This is a genomic window from Azospirillum sp. TSH20, assembly GCF_003115935.1.
In the GTDB taxonomy this organism is placed as follows: Bacteria; Pseudomonadota; Alphaproteobacteria; order Azospirillales; family Azospirillaceae; genus Azospirillum.
This window is the reverse complement of the sequence record NZ_LGQU01000091.1, coordinates 1-19,909: the sequence shown is the minus strand read 5'-3', so window position 1 is coordinate 19,909 and position 19,909 is coordinate 1. Positions and strand designations below refer to the sequence as shown.

The window sequence follows — 19,909 nt, the reverse complement described above, 5'->3', positions numbered from 1 at the left end:
ACGAGGAGTTGAGCACATGAACGGATGGAAGGCTCCGGCCAAATGGATCGTCGGGGTGGGCATCGCGACGGTGATGGCGCTGGGCGCCGGCGGGGCGCTGGCCGCCGAACCGGCATCCTGCAAGGCGGTGCGCTTCGGTGACGTCGGCTGGACCGACATCGCGGCGACGACGGCGCTCGCATCGGTCACGCTGGACGCGCTCGGCTACAAGCCGACCACCACGATGTCGTCGGTCCCGCTGGTCTACACCGGGCTGAAGACCAAGTCGCTGGACGTCTTCCTCGGCAACTGGATGCCGACGATGGAGCCCTTCATCAAGCCGGTGCTGGAGGACGGCTCGGTCGAGGTGACGCGCGTCAACCTGGAAGGCGCCAAATACACGCTGGCGGTGCCGAAATACGCCGCCGAGGCCGGACTGAAGACCTTCGCCGACATTGCGAAGTTCAAGGACAAGCTGGGCGGCAAGATCTATGGCATCGAGGCCGGCAACGACGGCAACCTCATCATCGACAAGATGCTGAAGGCCGACGCCTTCGGCCTGAAGGACTTCAAGCTGGTCGAATCCAGCGAGGCCGGCATGCTGGCCGAGGTGAAGCGGGCGACCCGCAACAAGGGCTGGGTGGTCTTCCTGGGCTGGGAGCCGCACCCGATGAACAAGAGCTTCGAGCTGACCTATCTGGAAGGCGGCGACGACTGGTTCGGCCCCAACCTGGGCGGCGCCACCGTCAGCACCAACGTCCGCAAGGGCTATGCCGCCGAATGCCCGAACGTGGGCAAGCTGCTGTCCAACCTGTCCTTCACGCTGGACATGGAAAATGCGGTGATGGGCGACATCATGAACGCCAACAAGAAGCCGGAGGCGGCCGCCAAGGCCTGGCTGAAGAAGAACCCCGACGTGCTGAAGGGCTGGCTCGACGGCGTCACCACCTTCGACGGCAAGGACGGACTGGCGGCGGTGCAGGCCAAGCTGGGCGTGGCCGGCAAGTCCTGAGCCGAGAGCGCGGCAGGGCGGGGCGGTGTGGGGCGGGGCGGGGCGACTCTTCGCCCCATCCGCTCTACTCCGTTCCCTTTTGAAGCATTACCCCTTTGCCCTCGAACATTGCTCTGCTAAGGCCCATTAGGTCCTGAATGCGGAGCGTTCGTGGCGGCTCGCCGATCACCCTTTGCCCGATCCCTGCCCCTGTCCCGGCGGCCCGTCCGGGCAGCCTGCGCGCGTGACGGCGCGGCGGGGCGCGGATGAGGATTAGGTCGCGCATCGCCATGGTCGGCGGCGTGCCGGTGGCGGTCGCCGCGGTGATCGCGGTCGCCGGCGGGCTGCTGCTGGCCCGCAGCGAGCGGGTCTATGAATCGGCGGTGCTCGCCGGCTCCGTCTATCGCGACGTTCTGGCGGCGACGGCGGCCCGCATCGACTATCTCCAGGTCGCGCCGGCCGACCGCGCCGGCCGTGCCGACCGTTTCGAAAAAATGTCGCAGTCGGCGGCGTCCGAACTGCGGCAGCTGGACGAGGCCGGATCGGCCAGGACCCACCGGCCGGAGGTGGAGCGCGCGACCGGTGTGCTGGCGCGCTATGTCGACCAGATGCGCAGCTTCATCCAGGTGACCGCGGCGAACGACGCCGCCGTGGCCGACATGGGGCTCCACGCCGCCACCCTGATGGCGTTGACCGACCGTGCCCGCGAACGGCAGCATGCCGCCAACGTCGACTCCCTGGGATCGCTGACGGAGGCCGACAAGCGCCTGCGCGACAGCCGCGAGGTGGTGGACGGCGCCCACGAACTGCGCGAGGCGATGCTGGACCTCCAGCGCGCCGAGGCCCAGCATGTCGCGGCGCTCGGCTTCGGCCGCGGCCTGCATGGCGGCGGGCAGCCCCTGACCGCCGGCGATTTCCGCATCGCCACCGACCGGCTGACGGCGACCGCCGACCGGCTGCAGGCGGTGCTGGGGCGGACGGATCCGCTGGTCGACCGCTATCCGGCCAAGCAGGCCGCCGCCCGCTACGCGGCCACCGTCGCCGGGCTACAGGGCGCCGTCGCGGATCTGCGCGCGGCCGATGCGGAGCGCGACGCGGCGCTGAACCGGTTCGAGGCGGCGGCACAGGCGGCGGCTGGGATCGCGGAGGCCAATGGCGATGATGGGGGCGATGCCGGACCTGCCGGCAGTCTGGGCGAGCGGATGCTGGGGGAACAGGTCCTCCGCATGCTGCCGGTGGTGCGGGCGCTGGTCCTGACCGGGACGCTCGGCCGTCAGCCCGACGTGACCTACCTGTCCTCTCTGCTGCCGACGCTGCGCCCGGCGCTCGACGGGTTGTATCAGGCGCAGGCCCGCACCGCCGCGGCCCAGCGGGCGCTGGACTCGGCACAGCGCGCCGGCGCGGAGGCGGCTGCGGCCATCGAGGCGCTGACCGCCCGGATCCTGATGGTGAAGTCCACCGGCTACACCGCGATTCAGGACGAGGTGGTCCAGCTGATCGCCTATGCCATCCAGGCCAATGACACCGAGCAGGAGACGCAGAACGTCGCCGTCGTCGCCCTGCGCCTTGGCCGGCGGGCGGCCGACGCCGTGGCCGTGCGCGACGCGGAGGAGGCCGACCGGATCGTCGCCGATGCCGGCGCCCTGCTGGCGACCGTGCGCGAGCTTCCCATGTCGCCGCTGCTGCAGGACGAGGTGCTGGCGGCCATCCGCAATTGGCGCGACAGCCTGCGCCGCACGGCGGACGGGCTGCGCCATCTGAACCAGCTTCTGATCGCCATGGACCGCGACGCCGGCGCCCTGGTCGAAACCGCCCGGCAACTGGACGAGACCTTCCGCGAGGAGGCCGCGCGCATCGGCGAATTGTTGACCCGCATCCTGGTCATCGGCGCGACCATCGGCCTGCTGCTGGCCGCCGGCGCCGCGTCGGTGGTGGCGCGGTCGATCAGCCGCCCGGTTCTGCGCCTGCAGCGGCAGATGACCCGGCTGGCCGAGGATCCGCTGGCCGGTCCGATCGACGGCACCCGCCGCCAGGACGAATTCGGCGCCATGGCGCGCGCCGCCGCCTTCTTCATCCGCGAGATCGGCCTGCGCGAACAGGCGGCCCGCCACGCGAAGGACCGCGCCGACCGCGCCCTGGAGGACCTGCGCCGGACCCAGGCCGACCTGATCCAGGCGGAGAAGATGGCGTCGCTGGGCGGGCTGGTTGCCGGCGTGGCGCACGAGATCAACACCCCGCTCGGCAATGCCCTGATGGGCGCGACCCATTTTCAGGACCGGCTGGCGGCCATCGGGCGGTTGGCGGGCGAGGGCAATCTGCGCCGCAGCGACTTCGCCGAATTCCACGAGACGGCGGACGAGCTGGCCCGGTTGATGGTGCTGAACCTGCGGCAGGCCGGCGAGCTGGTGCAGAGCTTCAAGCAGGTGGCGGCCGACCAGACCAGCGGCGAAGGGCGGCAGTTCCTGCTGAAGCCCTATCTGGAGGATCTGGCGACCAGCCTCAGCCCGTCATGGCGCAGGGCGGGTCACAGCCTGCGGGTGGAATGCCCCGAAGACATCGAGATCGACGGCTATCCCGGCGTTCTGGCCCAGATCCTGACGAACCTCGTGATGAACTCCATCACTCACGCCTATCACGAGGGGCAGCAGGGCCATCTGCTGATCCAGGTCGCCGCGCCGGAACCGGACATGGTGGATCTGGTCTACGCCGACGATGGCCGGGGGATCGCCCAGACCGATCTCGCGCGGGTGTTCGATCCGTTCTTCACCACCAGACGCGGGAGCGGCAGCACCGGCCTCGGGCTTCACATTGTGTACAATCTCGTGGCGAATCGCCTGGGTGGCAGGGTCGCGGTCGATAGCCCTTCCGGCGGCGGTGTGCGCTTCACCATTCGCTTTCCACGGCGATTTGCTACTGATAACGTATCGTTGGCGCCCGCAATACCATCCCCGCAGGAGCAGTGAATGCCTTTGCCGCTGAAGACATCGATGCGGAGTCTTGCGAAGGGGGCTGCTGTTCTGATCGGGCTTGCCGTGCTGTCGGGCCCGGCGCTCGCCGACAAGTCGCTGGTCTACTGCACGGAAGGGAATCCGCAGGGTTTCAATGCGCAGGTGTCGACCTCGGGCACGACGGTGAATGCTACGACGCCGCTGTTCAACAATCTGGTGGAATTCGGTCCGGCAGGGCAGGTCATGAATTCCGGTCTGGCCGAATCCTACAAGGTTTCGGACGACGGTCTGGTCTATGAATTCCGTCTTCGTCGGAATGTCGCTTTCCATTCCAACGATCTGTTCACTCCGAGCCGGCCGCTCAATGCCGATGACGTGCTGTTCACCATCGACCGTCAATGGCGGGCCGAGCATCCCTATCACGCTGTCGGATCGGCGAATTACGAATATTTCAGGGGCATGGGGCTTCCGACTCTGCTGAAGTCGGTGGAGAAGCTGGACGATCACACGGTCCGCATCACCCTGACCCATCCGGAGGCTCCCTTCCTGGCCGATCTGGCCATGCCGTTCCTGTCGATCCAATCCGCCGAATACGCCGATGTCCTGATGAAGGCCGGCAAGCAGGATTTGTTCGACGACAAGCCCATCGGCACCGGGCCGTTCCGGCTGGTGTCCTACCACAAGGATGTGGCGATCCGTTACAAGGCCTTCGACGGTTATTGGCGAGGTCGCCGGCTGCTGGACAACCTGATCTATTCGATCACGCCGAACATCGCGGTGCGCCTGAACAAGCTGCGGTCCGGCGAATGCCATGTGATGATCTTCCCCAACCCGGCCGAATTGGGGGCGATAGAAAAAGATCCCAATCTGGTGATCGAGCAGCAGGATGGCCGGAATGTCGCCTATATGGCGTTCAACACCAGCAAGCCGCCGCTGAATGATGTGCGGGTGAGGCGGGCCATCACCATGGCGATCGACAAGCGCACCCTGGTCGATGCGGTCTATCAGAACGGTGGATCGCCGGCGAAGAACCCGATCCCGCCCGGCATGTGGTCCTACGATGACGGCATCGAGGATTATCCGTTCGACCCGGCGGCGGCCCGCCGCCTGCTGGCCGAAGCGGGGTATCCCGAGGGCTTCCCGCTCGATCTGTGGTACACGCCGGTCACGCGCCCCTACCTGCCGAACGGCAAGCGCGCCGCCGAAATGATCCGCGAGAACCTGGAGCGCGTCGGCATCCGGGTCACCCTGAAGACGGACAGCTGGAGCAACTATCGCCAGCAGGTGACCCAGGGCGATCCGGACATGGTGATCTACGGCTGGACCGGCGACAACGGCGATCCGGACAATTTCCTCTATTTCCTGCTGAGCTGCGGTGCCGTGCGTCCGGGCGGCGCCAACCTTGCGCGATGGTGCAATCCGGATTTCGAAGACCGGATCACCAAGGCCAAGGTTACCACCGACGTCGAAAGCCGCACCGCCGACTACAAGGAAGCGCAACGCATCTTCCATCGGGAAGCCCCGTGGTTTCCCATCGCGAATTCGATCATTGCCGTCGCCCATCGCAAAGAGGTGAAGAACTACACCAACAACATCTTCAATCAGGACTTCTCCGGCGTCGACATCGAGCCCCAGTGAGCGGCAGGCCTATGCAAACCTTGTCTGGGCAGGTCCCGACCGTGGATGCGTCTCCCGATGACCTGATGTTCGAGGACGAAGACCCCGGCACGGTGCCGGAACGGCAGTCGGCGGCGACCGCCCCTTGGCCGATCCTGGTGGTGGACGACGACGAGCAGGTGCACGCGATGACCCGCGTGCTGCTGAAGGATTTCGAGTTCGAAGGCCGGCGCTTCGCCATCGTCAGCGCCTTTTCGGCGGCGGAGGCGCGGGAAATCCTCGCCGAGCGGTCGGATTTGCCTGTGGCTCTGCTCGACGTGGTGATGGAGACGCAGGATGCCGGGCTCCATCTGGTCCATCACATCCGGCGCGACCTGGGCAACCGCCACATCCGCATCATCCTGCGCACCGGCCAGCCCGGACAGGCGCCGGAGCGCGAGGCCATCGTCGCCTATGACATCAACGACTATAAGAGCAAGGCGGAACTGACCGCCCAGAAGCTGTTCACCAGTCTGGTCGGCGCGGTGCGCAGCTGGCGCGATCTCGTCACCATCGAGACGCTGAACCAGTCGCTGGAACGCCGCGTCGCCGAACGCACGGCGGAACTGGAACGGCAGACCGCGCTGGCCGACGGGCAGCGCCGTTTCATCGAAAACCTCGTCGAGATGATGCCGAGCCCGGTCTGGTACAAGGACGCCGCCGGCCGGTATGCCCTGTGCAACCGTGCCTTCCGCGAGCTGTTTCCCAATGCCTCCGACGGGATCGAATGGTCCGCCGGCCGCCAGACCGCGTCCGAACCGGTGCCGGCCGGCACGGGTGCCTTCTCCTTCGAATCGAGCGTGGAGGGACCGGACGGGCGGACGCGGGAACTGCTGGTGGTGAAGCGTCCGCTGACCGCCCCCGACGGAACGGAGACCGGGGTGATCGGCATCGCCACCGACATCACCGAGCGCCGGCGGATGGAGCATGAACTGCACCGCCTCGCCACCACCGATCCGTTGAGCGGCGCCCACAACCGCCGCCAAATCCTGGAGCTGCTGGATCGGATCGTGGACGGGCGGGGTGCCGGGTCCACCTGCCTCGTCATGCTCGACATCGACCATTTCAAGCGCATCAACGACGAGCTGGGCCATGCCGCCGGCGATGTCGCCATCCGCAGGGTGGTCGAGGAGATTCGCAGCCAATTGCGCGGCAGCGACCAGATCGGCCGCATCGGCGGAGAGGAGTTCGCCATTCTGCTGCCCGAGACCTCGCGCATCGGCGGTGCGGCGATTGCGGAGCGGCTGCGCGGCGGACTGGCGGCACTGGCGATCGAGCTTCCCGATGGCCGGTGTTTCCAGCTGACCGGAAGCTTCGGCCTGACCGAGGTGCGTCCGCTGGAGGACACGGTCGAAAGCGTGCTGGGGCGGGCCGATCAGGCGCTCTACCGGGCCAAGGCGCTCGGGCGGAACCGGGTCGAGGTGGCCTGAGGGCCGGGCATTGGCCTGCGACATTTTGCACGATGACGGCTTGACCGACGCAGCGGCAACGGGTATGCAGATCCTATGAACACGACCGACACCATGCGAATGCGAATTACCGGCCCGGCGCTCTGAAGCGTCGGAGAGTTGCCGCGTTCGTGTTCACTGGTCGTGTGGAGTGTGTGGCGTGTCGCTGCACCCTGTGGTCCCCGGAGCCCTCAATCCGGTTCATGACAAGTCCAATCGCCTGACCGCTGCTGCGGCGTCGAACAACGGCGTCCGTCTCGGCGAGCGAATGTGTGGCTCGGCGCGAATTATTCACCCGGTCCGCTGAGGCGGTCCGGGGCACGCCCGTCCTATCCAGAAAATTCGTTCGTCGAGGAACTTCGCGATGTTCACCGCGCATGCCGATGCCGCGCGCACCCTCTCCGTCTGCGCTCCTGTCCAGCACCACGACCCCGAAGACCGTCTGCCGGCCTGGTTGCCGCTGTCGGCGGTGACCGACGCCGCCCGGCGGCTGTCCGGCCAGATCGTTCGCACGCCGCTGCTGCATGCCCCGACGCTCGACCGCGATCTGTGGCTGAAGGCGGAGGTGTTCCAGGCCACCGGCGCCTTCAAGGAGCGTGGCGCGCTGAACCGCCTGCTGCGGCTGACGGCGCCCGAACGCGCCGGCGGGGTGGTGGCGATGTCGGCCGGCAACCATGCGCAGGGGGTGGCGCTGCACGCCGCCCGGCTGGGGGTGAAGGCCACCATCGTGATGCCGGAGACGGCCCCCCGCTGTAAGGTGGAGCGGACCGCGGAACTGGGGGCCGAGGTGGTGCTGCACGGCGCCACGGTGGGCGAGGCGAAGGGCAAGGCGCTGGAACTGGCGGCGGAGCGGCGGCTGACCTTTCTCCACCCCTATGACGATCCCGATGTGATCGCCGGGCAGGGAACGGTCGGTCTGGAGATTCTGGCCGACCGGCCGGATGTCGACACAGTCGTGGTGCCGGTCGGCGGCGGCGGGCTGCTGGCCGGCGTGGCCGCCGCGGTGAAGGCCCAGCGCCCGTGGGTGCGGGTGATCGGCGTGCGGCTTGCCCGGCGCGGCGGCCCGACGCTGGCCGACGGCATCAACGTCCATGCGCTGGGCAAACTGCCCCAGGCCATCGTCGACACCCTTGTCGACCGGGTGGTCGAGGTGGAGGAGGCGGAAATCGCCGCCGCGATGCGCGCCCTGCACCGGTCCTTCGGCGTGGTGGCGGAAGGGGCCGGCGCCGCCGGAGTCGCCGCGGTGCTGGGCGGTCGGCTTGGGCGAACCGGGCGGACGGTGGCGGTGCTGTCCGGGCGGAATGTGGACGGCGACACGCTGGCGCGGACGTTGGCGGCGTGATTTCTGACTTGCGATTGCTGCGGCCTCTTGCCCTCTCCCCAACCCTTCCCCGCTTTGCGGGAGAGGGTTGGGGAGAGGGCAAAGCGGCTGGCACCAAAGGACCACCCCACCGGCCGCTCCCCAGCAAATCGCATAGCTCACCCCTTCGCCGAAGCGAAGTATGGATAGGTCAGCAGAAATGACCTATATTGGCGCTCGCGTGTAAACACACAGGCGACGCCAAGGGGTAGCTGGCATGACGAACAATTCCGTCTCGACCATTTCGTCATCCCCTGCATCAGTCACTTACGAGCGCCCGCGTGCGGCGCACAGTGTCTTTGACAATTTGCAAGGTCAACTGTTCGGCGTTGTCATGACGTCGTTCGGGATTGCCATTCTCCATGCCGCCGGACTGGTCACCGGGCAGGCGGCGGGGTTGGCCTTCGTGATTTCCTACGCGACGGGCGTGGATTTCGGTCCTCTGTTCTTCCTGGTCAATCTGCCCTTCTACTTTCTTGCGCTGGCCCGCATCGGCGTCGGCTTCACCATCAGGTCGCTGGTCGCGGTGACCGGCATCGCCCTGCTGTCCGGCCTGTTGCCGACGATGATGAGCTTCAGCGCCATCAACCCCTATGTCGCGGCGGTGCTGGCCGGCTTCTGCGTCGGGATCGGCGTCATCGCGCTGTTCCGCCACGGCGCCAGCGGCGGCGGTGTCGGCATCCTCGCCTATTACCTGCAGGAAAAGACCGGTTTCCGCGCCGGCTGGCTGCAGGCGCTGTTCGATCTGGCGGTGTTCTCGGCCGCCGCCTTCGTTCTGGAGTGGCCGGCGCTGCTGGCGTCGATCCTGGGGGCTGCGGTGCTGAACGCCTTCGTCGCCTTCAATCACCGCGCCGACTGGTACGTTGCCCGTTAAACAGAATAGGGCCCGGTGAAACGGGTGGGCCGCGCTATTCGCGGCCCAGCACCCGGTCGACCACCGCATCGGCCCATTCGCGCGACCGGAAGCTGGCCTTGGCCTCCACCGGGTCATAGACGCGCTCGACCCAATCCCAGAAGGCGATCGGGCGCTTCTGGTTGTAGGCGGCGTAGAGTTCGAAGAAGTAATCGAGAATGCCGGTCTTCGCCTGCTTGAAATGGCCGTATTTCCAGGACAGCTGCTTCATAGCCTGCTCGAGCGGCTGGCCTTCATGGGCGAACAGGTACAGCGTCGCCATGAAGCCGGCGCGGTCGGCCCCCGACTTGCAGTGCATCAGCGCCGGATAGGTCATGGTCTTGAACAGCTCGCGCGCCTTCAGAAGGGTTTCCTTCTTCGGCATGTCGCGGGAGTTCACCGGAAAATCGACCAGTTCCAGCCCATGGGCGCGGCAGGCCTCCGCCTCCAGGATGTAGGAGGCGCAGTCGCGCGACCCGCGCAGGTTCAGGATCGTCTTCACCCCATTGCGCTTCGCCATCGCGATGTGCGACGGCGAGGGCTGGCTCGCCCGGTACATGTTGGGGGAGATGCGGTAGGTGTTGGAATAGATCAGCCGGAAACAGGCGTGATCGATGAACACGCTTTCCAGATGGCCGAGCGCCCGCTGCCACGGCGTCGCCATGCGGCTGCGGCCGCGCTTGATCGCGTCGGCCAGCGCGGTGGTGGTGACCGCCCGCAGGGTGCTTTTCTTCGCCAACTCCAAACCTTCCGACTCTGACGGAACGCCAACATAGGCATGGCCGGCGTTCCGTCAAGAACCCCATCACGCCAAAGCGTCAGGCGACCCTGTCCTGCAGCCGGACATACATGCCGTACTGCGCCGCCAGCGTCAGCACGATTTCCATGTAAAGATTGATCAGGCCGTTGGCGTAGAAGGCCGGGCAGCCGGTGTAATGACGCTCTCCCGCCATCGCAGTCGGTTCGATCAGGTCGGTGTTGAGGACGATCAGGTCCTTGTCCGGATCGTAGAGGAAGGCCGACTGGTCGGAACGCAGCGGGTGGATGGCCTGATGGTCGTCGGCCTCGATCTTTCCCGCCGCCATGAACTGGCACAGCATGCCAAGGCTGCCCATGGCGAGCGGCAGGACCTGTTTCAGGCTGCGGCGGGCGAGATCGTCATAGGCCGCGGCGTCCAGCCCCGGACGCAGCAGCGGCGCCGCCTCCACCAGATTCCAGCAGACATGCAGCGCCGTGTGGCTGCCGGTCTTGGTGATCGACAGCATGTCGTAGCCCGACGGCCCGTGCAGGACCGACTTCTGCAACTCGCGCCCCAGCACATAGCCGGCGGCGGCCATGTCGGTGATGGTGCCTTCCGTCCGGCAGCGGTCCTCCTCCACCATCACCTTGATCGCCCAATCCTTGATGATGGCGTCCAGAAGATGGCAGACGGAATCGCGGAGGAAGCCGACCATGCGGTCGGGATCGGCGGCGGCCATGCCGTCGGGATCGGCGAAGTCCAGCCCATGCGGCGAGTCCGGCGGGGTCGACAGCACCAGATGCCCGGACTCATCCAGCGGCATGCGGGCGATGATGTGCTCCCGCAGGTCGACATAGAGGAATCCCAGCAGGGTGTTGATCGCGACCTTCTCGAAATCCTCCTTGCGGGTGTCGGCATGGGCCGGGCAGTGGCCGGCCAGCGTCAGCAACTCTTCGCTCAGCAGGTACGCCGGCTCCTCAGCGATCCGGTGCAGGATCGGCGCGAGGCTGATCCGGGTCATCCCGGCTTCCTCATGTGCGCCGGCATAGGTCAGGGCGAAGTCGTTGGTGCGGGCCATCGGGCTCAGCCCTCCTGCAGGCGGTCGTAGACGCCGTAGTCGAGCGCCAGCCCGGCGACGATGTCGAGATACAGCTTGATCAGGTTGGTGGTGTAGAAGGCCGGGCAGCCGGTGTAATAGCGCTCGCCCGGCTTGGCGAAGGTGACGATGGGATCGGCGTTCAGCCGGATCAGCCCGTTGGCGTCCAGCACGAAGGCCGTCTGGTCCTTGGGCAGGCGGTGGACGGCCAGCCCGTCGGCCGGCTCGATCCCGCTTTCCTCCATGTAATGGACCAGCATGCCCAGGCTGGCCATCGACAGCGGCACGATCTGCTTCAGGCTGCGGTGGACGAGATCGTCGTAGAAGGCGGCATCGCGCCCCGGCACCAGCAACGGCGCGGCCTCCACCATCGCCCAGCAGATGTGGATCGCGGTGTGGCTGCCGGTCTTGGTGATCGACAGCATGTCGTAGCCGGCACGCTGGTACAGCGGCGAATGCTCCAGCAGCGTGCGCAGGACGAAGGTCGCCGCCGCCTCCAGCGAGATCTCGCCGGAGCCCTGGGAGCGGAAATACTCTTCCTCGCGCACCAGATCGACGGCCCAGCCGGTGATGAGGCCATCCAGCAGGTGGCAGGTGGCGTCGCGCAGGACGGAGCAGAAGACGTCCGGCGCCGCCGCCGCCATGGCGGCGCGGTCGGCCGGGTCCAGCCTGTGCGGCGAGCGCGGCGGGATCGGCAGCATCGGCCGGCCATCCGCATCGAAAGGCAGCTTTTCGGCGATGTGGTCGCGCAGGCGGTTGAACAGCAGCGCGAGCAGGCTGTTGACCGCCACCTTGTCGGCGTCGTCCTGGGGAATGGGGGCCTGGGCGATCGGGGCTGCACCGTCCGCCGTTCCCTCGGCCTTGCCGGCATGGAACGGGCATTGCCCGGCGCCCTTGCGGAAGTCGTCGTTGAACAGGAAGTTCGGGTCGGACTGGATGCGCTGCAGGATATGGGCGATCGACACCCGGCCCAGACCCGCCTCGCCATGGGCGGTGTTGAAGGTCTGGGCGAAGTCGTTTGAGCGGGCGGTCAGGGTGTCGGACATGCGGCGGCCTTCGGCGCGGATGTAGGGCGGACGGATTACCCTAGATGGAAATGCCGGCCGCGCGCAACGGAGTGTCGCCTTCGGGCTCTATAATGTCCCGGCCACTGCGTTATTTTGCCACGATCCGTCCCTCTACCGCGGGCGCGACCGTTTTCTTCGCCTCGACGTAATTCATCACGATGGTCGCCAGCAACACCGCGCCCGAGGCATCGACGATCACTTTGGCCCGCGGGAAGGCGGCATAGCCGTCGCCGCCCTTCAGCATGTAATCGTTGGTGGCGACGCGGTAGGTCGCCTGCGGGTCCAGCGGCTTGCCACCCACCATGATCGAGGTCACCCGCCGTCCGGCCGGAGCCTTGGGGTCATAGGTCATGGTCAGGCCGGAGACCTGCGGGAAGCGGCCGGCCTTCTCCTCCACCTTGCTGAGGCCGTGTTCGAGGGTGGAAATCAGATCCTGCCCCGACATCTCCACCAGCACGCCGACATTGCCGAAGGGCAGTTCAGCGAAGATGTCCTTGCGGGTCAGTTTGGAGCCGGCGGGATGCAGCGCATCGGCGCGGATGCCGCCGCCGTTGGTGATGGCGACATCGGCCTTCAGCGCGTCGCGCAAGGCGTCGACGATCAGGTTGCCCATGCTGGCTTCGCGGCTGCGCACCACGTCCTTGCGGCTGTCGAGGTCCGTCGCCGTGGTGCCGATCACCGTGGCCAGATCGGTGTCGAGCCGCTTGGTGTAACCCTCCACCACCCCTTCCACCTGTGGATCGGCGGGAACGCCGGCGGTGGTGACGAAGCGCCATTCCGTCGGCACCGTGGTGGTCGCTGGCCCTTTGCCGGCGTCCCCCTTGCCCGACTCTTTGGTCTCGACCGCCAGCTTCACGACGCCGAGATACTGTGCGTCATGCCCGGCCTTAAGGATCAGGGTGGAGCCTTCATAGAAGCTGATCGGGTCATGGTCGTGGCCGCCCAGGATCAGGTCGATGCCCTTGACCTTGGCGGCCAGTTCCCGGTCCTCCGCGATGGTCAGGTGGGTCAGCGCCACCACGACCGAGGCCCCCTTGGCCCGCAACTCCTTCACCGTCGCCGCCGCCGTCTCCAGCACCGGAGAGAAGCTCACGCTCGGTCCGGCGCTCGACAGGCGGGCGCTGTCGGGGGTGATCAGGCCGATGAAGCCGACGGTGATGCCGTCGATGGTCCTGGTCCAGCTCGGCACCGTGCCGGCGAAGGCGGAGCCGTCGGCCGACCGGACGTTGCTGCCGATCCAGGGGAACTTCGATTCGGCCATGCGCTGCTTCAGCGCGTCGGGGCCGAAGTCGAATTCATGGTTGCCGAAGGTCACCGCATCGACGCCGATGGCGTTGAACAGCGCGATCATCTGCTCGCCCCGCGTCGTGCCCGACAGCAGCGACGGCGACAGGAAATCGCCGCCGACCGTGGTGATCGCATCGGGCGCCGCCGCGCGCTCGCGCTTCAGCAGGGTCATCAGCGGCCCGAAGCCGCCCTGTCCCTTCACCGGCGCGATCTCGTACACGTCGTTGACGTGCAGGAAGGTCAGCGTGCCGTTTTGCGCCCAACTGGGCAGGGCGGCACCGAAGATGACGGCGAACAGTGGGATGGCGATCAGGCGGAAACGGAACGGCATGGAGAACGGACCTCCGAGGACATGCCTGTGTATTCTAGATCAGCTTTGCCCCGCCGCGCATAGCGGCTTTGCGGCGCGGAGCATGGGATCAGGAGCGGCTGCGGCTTGAACTCCGCCTGCGACGGTCTCACAACTTGATGACAGCCTTACCAACGACGCGAGCCGAGCAGACCCATGCGCATCCTGGTCGTTCAGAACAGCCGAACCGCTCCCATCGGTCTGGTGGGCGATGCGCTGACCGACAACGGCGCGACCCTCCACACCGTCGCCGCCAACGAAGGCGAGGCGATCCCCGATAAGGACGGCTATGCCGGCCTCGTCGTGCTGGGCGGCCCGCAGGATGCCTGGAACGACGAGAAGGGGCCGCATTTCGGCCGGGTGATGGAGACGATCCGCGACTTCACCGACGCCGACCGGCCGGTGATGGGCATCTGCCTCGGCGCGCAGCTGGCGGCCCGCGCCTATGGCGCCAAGGTCTACCGCCACACCACGCCGGAACTGGGCATCCATCGCGTCAGCCTGACCGACGGCGCGCAGGACGACCCACTGCTGGGCGGCTTCGGTCCGGAGCTGAACCTCGCCCAGTGGCACTACGACACCTTCGAGTTTCCCGACGGCGCCGTTCCGCTGGCCACCAGCGAGGCCTGCGACCGGCAGGCCTTCCGCCTCGGCCGCGCCACCTACGGCTTCCAGTTCCACCCCGAGGCGACCGGCGACATCCTGCGCGGCTGGGCCTCGCGCATCCGGGAGGAGGCGCGGGAAAGCAACGCCGGGATGCTGCACGGCCTGGAGGACTCCATCGCCACCCACCTGCCGGTGGCGGAGCGCTTCACCCGGGCGATGACCCGGCGCTGGCTGGATCTGGCGCGCTGACCGTTTCGGTGAAACGGGCCAGGAGGTCGGGGGTGTCGACGTCGTAGAGGATGCCGGCGTCATCGACCGGCACCTCGCACAGCCGGTCGGCATGCTGGCCGATCAGCCGCTTCGCCCCGGCGTCCCCCGTCAGCGCGGCCATCTCCGTGAAGAAGGCGCGGTCCCACAGCACCGGGTTGCCCTGCTTGCCGTGGGTGGTGGGAATGCAGATGGCGCGGCCTTCCACCGGGTTGTAGGCGGCGATCAGCCGGTCGATCACGGCGGACGCCACCTGCGGCATGTCGCCCAGGCACACCACCACCGCATCGGATTCGCTCGGCACCGCCGCCAGCCCGGCGCGCAGCGAACTGCTCAGCCCCTCGGCGAAGGCCGGATTGTGGACGAAGGTGACGGGCCGGTCGGTCAGCGCCCGCGCCACGCTTTCCCCCTGGTGGCCGGTGACGACGATGACGTTGGCGGCTTGCGAAGCCAGCGCCGCATCCACGGCGCGGGCGACCAGCGGCGCGCCGTTGACCTCGGCCAGCAGCTTGTTGGTCGGCCCCATGCGGCTGGAGCGGCCGGCGGCCAGCACCAGGGCAGTGACGCGCGGCGCGCGGGGCGTCTCGGTCGAGACACCCGCCCGTGGCAGGGGGCGTGTCGGAATCTCGGCCAACAGCCCGCCGACGCCCATCCGCATCACCTCGGTGCGGCTCGGCCGAATGCCGGCGGCGATGCGCTGCAGCACCCAATCGAAGCCGTTCAGCTTGGGCGAGCGCGCGCAGCCCGGCAGTCCCAGCACCGGCTTGCCCTCGCGCCGGGCCAGCAGCAGCAGGTTGCCGGGATCGACCGGCATGCCGAAATGCTCCACCACGCCGCCGGCCCGCTCGATGGCCGCCGGCAGCACGTCGCGCCGGTCGGTGATGGCCGACGCGCCGGCGATCAGCAGCAGGTCGGTCGGCGGCGCCTCCGCGATCTCAGCCGCCAGCGCCGCCTCGTCATGGTCGCAGCGCGACTCATGGATCAGCGTGCCGCCGAGCGCCTCGACCCGCTCCCGTGTGACGTTGACGGTCTTGTCGAGCACGCTGTCCTTCACCCCCGGCAGCCGCGTCTGGATCAGCGCCACCGACAGCGGGCGGTAGGGCAGGACAGCCAGCGGCGGCGGGCCGCCGGCGGCGATTTCTTCCGCCTGCTCCACTGCGGCAACTGGGGCGGCGAAGGGGATGATCTTGACGGTGGCCAGCATCTGGCCGGGCTCGACGGCAGCGAAGTCGGGCAGGGTGGCGATGGTGACGCTCTCGTCGATTCCGTTGATTGCGTCGATGCGGGCGGTGTCGAGGCGCAGAAGCCCATGCGCTTCGGCGAACAGGTTGACCCGGCCGGTGAAGGCGGCGGCGACCTGGACGGAGCCGCCGGCCACGACGGCGGCGATGCGGGTGGCGGCGGCGTCCTCGGCGATGTCGCTGTCGGACAGCTTGGCGGCGATCACCTCCGAAATGCCGGCCGCGCGCAGGGCAGTGACGTCATCGGCCGACAGCCGGCGGCCCTTCTTGAAGGCGAGCCCGCTCAGGCGCAGGGAATGGGCGAGGATCGCACCCTCGGCATCGGACAGGGGAAGCGGGCCGAAGAACATGGGGGCTCCGGATGGGCACGGTCGGTGTATGTCCACGGATATGGCGACCGGTCCGGAGCGGGGCAATGGGCGGAAGGTATGGGGTGGGTGAGGCGCTGGGACGGGGAGGTGTCAGCTTCGGATGCCCCCACCTAACCTCCCCCGCTGGGCGGGGGAGGGACTGCCGCCGAACGCCGACAAAAGTCCAATCCCCTCCCCCGCCCAGCGGGGGAGGGTCAGGGTGGGGGCAAGCGAGCGACCACTCAGCAGGGATGGTTCTCCCCCCGCCGCACGCAGGTGATCTGCCCCATGATCGCAATCGCGATTTCCGCCGGGGTGACGGCGCCGATCGACAGCCCGACCGGGCCGCGGATGCACTTCACCTCGGCCTCGCTCAGGCCCTCGTCGCGCAGGCGGTCCAGGCGCAGGGCGTGGGTGCGCTTGCTGCCCAGCGCGCCGACATAGAAGGCGGGCGAGCGCAGCGCCACCACCAGCGCCGGGTCGTCCAGCTTGGGGTCGTGCGTCAGGGTGACCACGGCGGTGCGGGCGTCGGGCTTCAGCTCCGCCAGCGCCTCGTCCGGCCACAGGTGGTTCAGCTTGACGCCGGGGAAGCGCGCCTCGGTCGCGAAGGCGCCGCGCGGGTCGATCACCGTCACGTCATAGCCGGTCAGCGCCGCCACCGGGGCCAGCGCCTGGGCGATGTGCACGGCGCCGACGATCAGAAGCCGCATCGCCGGATTGTGGACATGCACGAACAGGCGGAAGCCGTCCTCGTCCTGCGGATCGACCAGCAGGCCGGAGCGGTCCTGGCGGATGCGCCGGCGCACCTCGTCCAGCAGATCGGACTCAAGCCCGAAGCCGCCATGGACGGTGTCCTCGTAAACCAGGGTCTGGAGGCCGGTGTTGAGATCGGTCACCAGGGCGGCTGGGATCGCTGCGGCCTTCGCCGCGAGCAGCCGGTCCAGAATATCGCGTTTCATTCCACGGCCTCGACATAGACCTGCACCTGCCCGCCGCAGGCCAGCCCGACTTCCCAGGCCATTTCGTTGGTGATGCCGAAGGACAGCAGGCGCGGTTCGCCGTCCTCCATCGATTTGGCGGCCTCGTGCGCCACGGCGCTCTCGATGCAGCCGCCGGACACGGACCCGGCCATCGACCCGCGGTCATCGACCGCCATCTGGCTGCCGACCGGCCGCGGCGAGGAGCCCCAGGTCGACACGACGGTCGCCAGGGCCACCCTGCGGCCGGCGGCGCGCCATGCGGCCGCTTGCTCCACGATGTTGTCCGCCATCAGGGTGTCGTTCATCCCGCCGCCTCCTTCAACCAGCGGCGCAAGCCCGGGCTCCGACGCGGACCATCGGCCGACAGGACACCGGCCAGATCCGCGAGGCTGTTCAGGCTGTGGGCCGCAAGAAAATCGTCCACATGCGGCAGCAGCGCCCGGATGCCCGAGGATTTCGGCGCGAAGCCTTCCCAGCGCAACAAAGGATTCAGCCAGACGAGCCGCCGACAGCTTTTGTGCAACCGATCGGCCTCTGCCGCAAGCCCTTCCCCTGCATCCCTGTCCAGCCCGTCGGTAATGAGAAGCACCACGGCACCCTGGCCCAGCACTCGCCGCGCCCACGTCCGGTTGAAGGCGTGCAGTGCGGTGCCGATCCGCGTGCCGCCCGACCAATCGGCAACCGCCCCAGACACGGCGTCCAGAGCCACGTCGACGTCCTTGTGCCGCAGATGGCGGGTGATGTTGGTCAGCCGCGTGCCGAAGACGAAGCTGTAGACCCGGTCGCGGTCGTTGGTCACCGCATGCATGAAATGCAGCAGCATGCGCGAATAGCGGGTCATCGAGCCTGAGATGTCGCACAGCACCACCAGCGGCGGCGGCCGGGTGCGGCGCCGCTTGCGGGCAAGGTCCGACAGGTCGCCGCCGGTGCGCAGCATCCGCCGCAGCGTGGCGCGCGGATCGACGCGCGGCCCCATCGGGTCGGACCGGTAACGCCGCGTCGTGACCTCGGCCAGCGGCAGGGCGAGGCGGGACAGCAGGCGCTTGGCCTGCGCCATCTCCTCCCCCGTCATCTTCTCGAAATCCTTGTCCTGCAGCCGTTCGGCGGCGGAAACGGTAAAGGAGGCGTCGACCTCGATCTCGGTCTTGTCCGGCTCCTCCTGTTCGGCGCCGCTGCCGTGCAGGGCCTCGGCAAGGCGTTGCGCCATCTCCGGCTGGTCGGGCGGGGCCTCCGTCCGCACCCTCGGCAGCATCAGCGACATCATCTTCTTCAGGATGTCGGGATTGCGCCAGAAGACGTGGAAGGCTTGGTCGAACAGCTCGCTTTGGTCGTGGCGGTTCACGAAGATGGCGTGCAGCGCCCAATAGAAATCGGTGCGGTTGGTCAGGCCGACCGCCTCCACCGCCTCCACTGCCTGCAACACCTTGCCGGGCCCAACCGGCAGGCCGGCGGCGCGCAGCGCGCGGGCGAAATGCATCAGGTTGAGGGTGAGTCGGCCGGCCGGCGCGTCGTCCGTCATGGCGGCCTCAGCGCGCGGTGGTGGCGGCCAGCTCGGTCTTGACCTGGGTCAGGATGCGCGCCGCCTCGCTGCCCTGGATGCGGGCGATGTCGTCCTGGTATTTCAGCAGCGTGCCCAGCGTGTCGTTGATGACGGAGGGCTCCAGTTCCAGCTGGTTCAACTCCACCAGCGCCTGTGCCCAGTCCAGCGTCTCCGCCACGCCCGGCGCCTTGTAGAGGTCCAGGCCGCGGAGGGTCTGGACGAAGCCCACCACCTGTGCGGCCAGCCGCGCGTCGGCCTGCGGCGCCTTGACCGCCAGGATCTCCCGCTCGCGCGCAGCGCTGGGGTAATCAACCCAATGGTAGAAGCAGCGCCGCTTCAGCGCGTCGTGAATCTCGCGCGTGCGGTTGGAGGTGAGGATGACGATGGGCGGCTCCGGCGCATGGACTGTGCCGAATTCCGGGATCGAGACCTGATAATCCGACAGAATCTCCAGCAGATAGGCCTCGAACGGTTCGTCGGTGCGGTCCAGTTCGTCGATCAGCAGCACCGGCGGCCCGGCGAGGTCAGGCTCCAGAGCCTGCAGCAGCGGGCGCTTGACCAGGAAGCGCTCGGAAAACAGGTCGGAGGCCAGCGATTCGCGGTCCTGCCCGCCCGACGCCTCGGCCAGCCGGATCTCCATCATCTGGCGGGCATAGTTCCACTCATAGACGGCGGACGAGGCGTCCAGCCCCTCATAGCATTGCAGCCGCAGAAGCTTGCGGCCGAGCGTCGCCGACAGGACCTTGGCGATCTCGGTCTTGCCGACGCCGGCCTCGCCCTCCAAGAACAGCGGGCGCTTCAGCTTCAGTGCCAGAAACAGCGCCGTTGCCAGCGAACGGTCCGCGACGTAGGAGCCGCGGGTGAGAAGCGCCAGCGTGTCATCGACGGAGGCGGGGAGGGACGTGGTCATAGAGGGCCTTGAAGATGGACAAGAAACGCCCTCTCCCGCCCCGGGAGAGGGAGGGGACCCACCGAAGGTGGGGAGGGTGAGGGGTAAGGCAAGAATCCAAGAGCGCATGGTTTCTTGCACTATCCCTCACCCTTCCCACCGCTTCGCGGCGGGCCCCTTCCCTCTCCCGGGGCGGGAGAGGGGGGTAAATTACCCCGCCGCTT

The 19,909-nt window shown here is 67.9% G+C and carries 16 protein-coding genes; 7 read left to right on the top strand and 9 right to left on the bottom strand.

Annotated elements, in window-relative coordinates; all coding sequences use genetic code 11:
- Positions 1–16: 16 nt before the first annotated feature.
- From TSH20_RS23300 to TSH20_RS23270, 6 genes are all read left to right on the top strand, one after another.
- A complete protein-coding gene (locus TSH20_RS23300) occupies positions 17–991 on the top strand; it encodes a choline ABC transporter substrate-binding protein (RefSeq protein ID WP_109157317.1) in 975 nt (324 codons plus the stop codon).
- Between the two features lie 245 nt (positions 992–1,236).
- The gene (locus tag TSH20_RS23290) at positions 1,237–3,933 is read left to right on the top strand and encodes a HAMP domain-containing sensor histidine kinase (RefSeq protein WP_247871621.1); all 2,697 of its coding nucleotides are present in this window, start codon (positions 1,237–1,239) and stop codon (positions 3,931–3,933) included.
- Between the two features lie 24 nt (positions 3,934–3,957).
- Positions 3,958–5,556 (top strand): ABC transporter substrate-binding protein, encoded by a 1,599-nt coding sequence (locus TSH20_RS23285; protein WP_247874517.1) that lies wholly within the window; start codon positions 3,958–3,960, stop codon positions 5,554–5,556.
- A gap of 65 nt (positions 5,557–5,621) precedes the next feature.
- A complete protein-coding gene (locus TSH20_RS23280; RefSeq protein WP_247871624.1) occupies positions 5,622–7,004 on the top strand; it encodes a diguanylate cyclase in 1,383 nt (460 codons plus the stop codon).
- Positions 7,005–7,386: 382 nt separating this feature from the next.
- Entirely contained in the window at positions 7,387–8,364 is a 978-nt protein-coding gene (locus tag TSH20_RS23275; RefSeq protein WP_109157312.1) for a pyridoxal-phosphate dependent enzyme, read from the top strand.
- A gap of 235 nt (positions 8,365–8,599) precedes the next feature.
- Positions 8,600–9,256, top strand: coding sequence for a YitT family protein (locus TSH20_RS23270; RefSeq protein ID WP_109157311.1), 657 nt, complete (start codon positions 8,600–8,602; stop codon positions 9,254–9,256).
- Positions 9,257–9,290: 34 nt separating this feature from the next.
- Here TSH20_RS23270 and TSH20_RS23265 read toward each other — a convergent pair whose 3' ends face one another.
- The 4 genes from TSH20_RS23265 to TSH20_RS23250 form a co-directional block, all read right to left on the bottom strand.
- Positions 9,291–10,013 (bottom strand): sulfur transferase domain-containing protein, encoded by a 723-nt coding sequence (locus TSH20_RS23265; protein WP_109157310.1) that lies wholly within the window; start codon positions 10,011–10,013, stop codon positions 9,291–9,293.
- Between the two features lie 79 nt (positions 10,014–10,092).
- Complete coding sequence (locus TSH20_RS23260) at positions 10,093–11,091, bottom strand: hypothetical protein (RefSeq protein ID WP_109157309.1); 999 nt, start codon at positions 11,089–11,091, stop codon at positions 10,093–10,095.
- 5 nt (positions 11,092–11,096) lie between these two features.
- A complete protein-coding gene (locus TSH20_RS23255) occupies positions 11,097–12,155 on the bottom strand; it encodes a hypothetical protein (RefSeq protein WP_109157308.1) in 1,059 nt (352 codons plus the stop codon).
- Between the two features lie 109 nt (positions 12,156–12,264).
- Positions 12,265–13,794: a 5'-nucleotidase C-terminal domain-containing protein gene (locus TSH20_RS23250; protein WP_109157307.1), complete on the bottom strand. Its 1,530-nt coding sequence runs from the start codon at positions 13,792–13,794 to the stop codon at positions 12,265–12,267.
- Positions 13,795–13,968: 174 nt separating this feature from the next.
- On the opposite strand from TSH20_RS23250, the gene TSH20_RS23245 reads away from it, so the two are divergent.
- Positions 13,969–14,667 (top strand): type 1 glutamine amidotransferase, encoded by a 699-nt coding sequence (locus TSH20_RS23245; RefSeq protein ID WP_109157306.1) that lies wholly within the window; start codon positions 13,969–13,971, stop codon positions 14,665–14,667.
- On the opposite strand, the gene TSH20_RS23240 is transcribed toward TSH20_RS23245, so the two are convergent.
- The 5 genes from TSH20_RS23240 to TSH20_RS23220 all read right to left on the bottom strand — a co-directional run bounded on the left by TSH20_RS23240 (position 14,624) and on the right by TSH20_RS23220 (position 19,706).
- Complete coding sequence (locus TSH20_RS23240; protein WP_109157305.1) at positions 14,624–16,276, bottom strand: molybdopterin-binding/glycosyltransferase family 2 protein; 1,653 nt, start codon at positions 16,274–16,276, stop codon at positions 14,624–14,626. The genes TSH20_RS23245 and TSH20_RS23240 overlap by 44 nt on opposite strands.
- 242 nt (positions 16,277–16,518) lie before the next feature.
- Complete coding sequence (locus tag TSH20_RS23235; protein ID WP_109157304.1) at positions 16,519–17,235, bottom strand: XdhC family protein; 717 nt, start codon at positions 17,233–17,235, stop codon at positions 16,519–16,521.
- Complete coding sequence (locus tag TSH20_RS23230; RefSeq protein ID WP_109155379.1) at positions 17,232–17,561, bottom strand: XdhC family protein; 330 nt, start codon at positions 17,559–17,561, stop codon at positions 17,232–17,234. The genes TSH20_RS23235 and TSH20_RS23230 overlap by 4 nt, the downstream gene beginning before the upstream one ends.
- The gene (locus tag TSH20_RS23225) at positions 17,558–18,775 is read right to left on the bottom strand and encodes a VWA domain-containing protein (protein WP_109157303.1); all 1,218 of its coding nucleotides are present in this window, start codon (positions 18,773–18,775) and stop codon (positions 17,558–17,560) included. Before TSH20_RS23225 ends, TSH20_RS23230 begins: the two co-directional genes overlap by 4 nt.
- Positions 18,776–18,782: 7 nt before the next feature.
- On the bottom strand, positions 18,783–19,706 hold the full coding sequence (locus TSH20_RS23220) for a MoxR family ATPase (protein ID WP_109157302.1): 924 nt from the start codon (positions 19,704–19,706) through the stop codon (positions 18,783–18,785).
- Between the last annotated feature and the right edge of the window lie 203 nt (positions 19,707–19,909).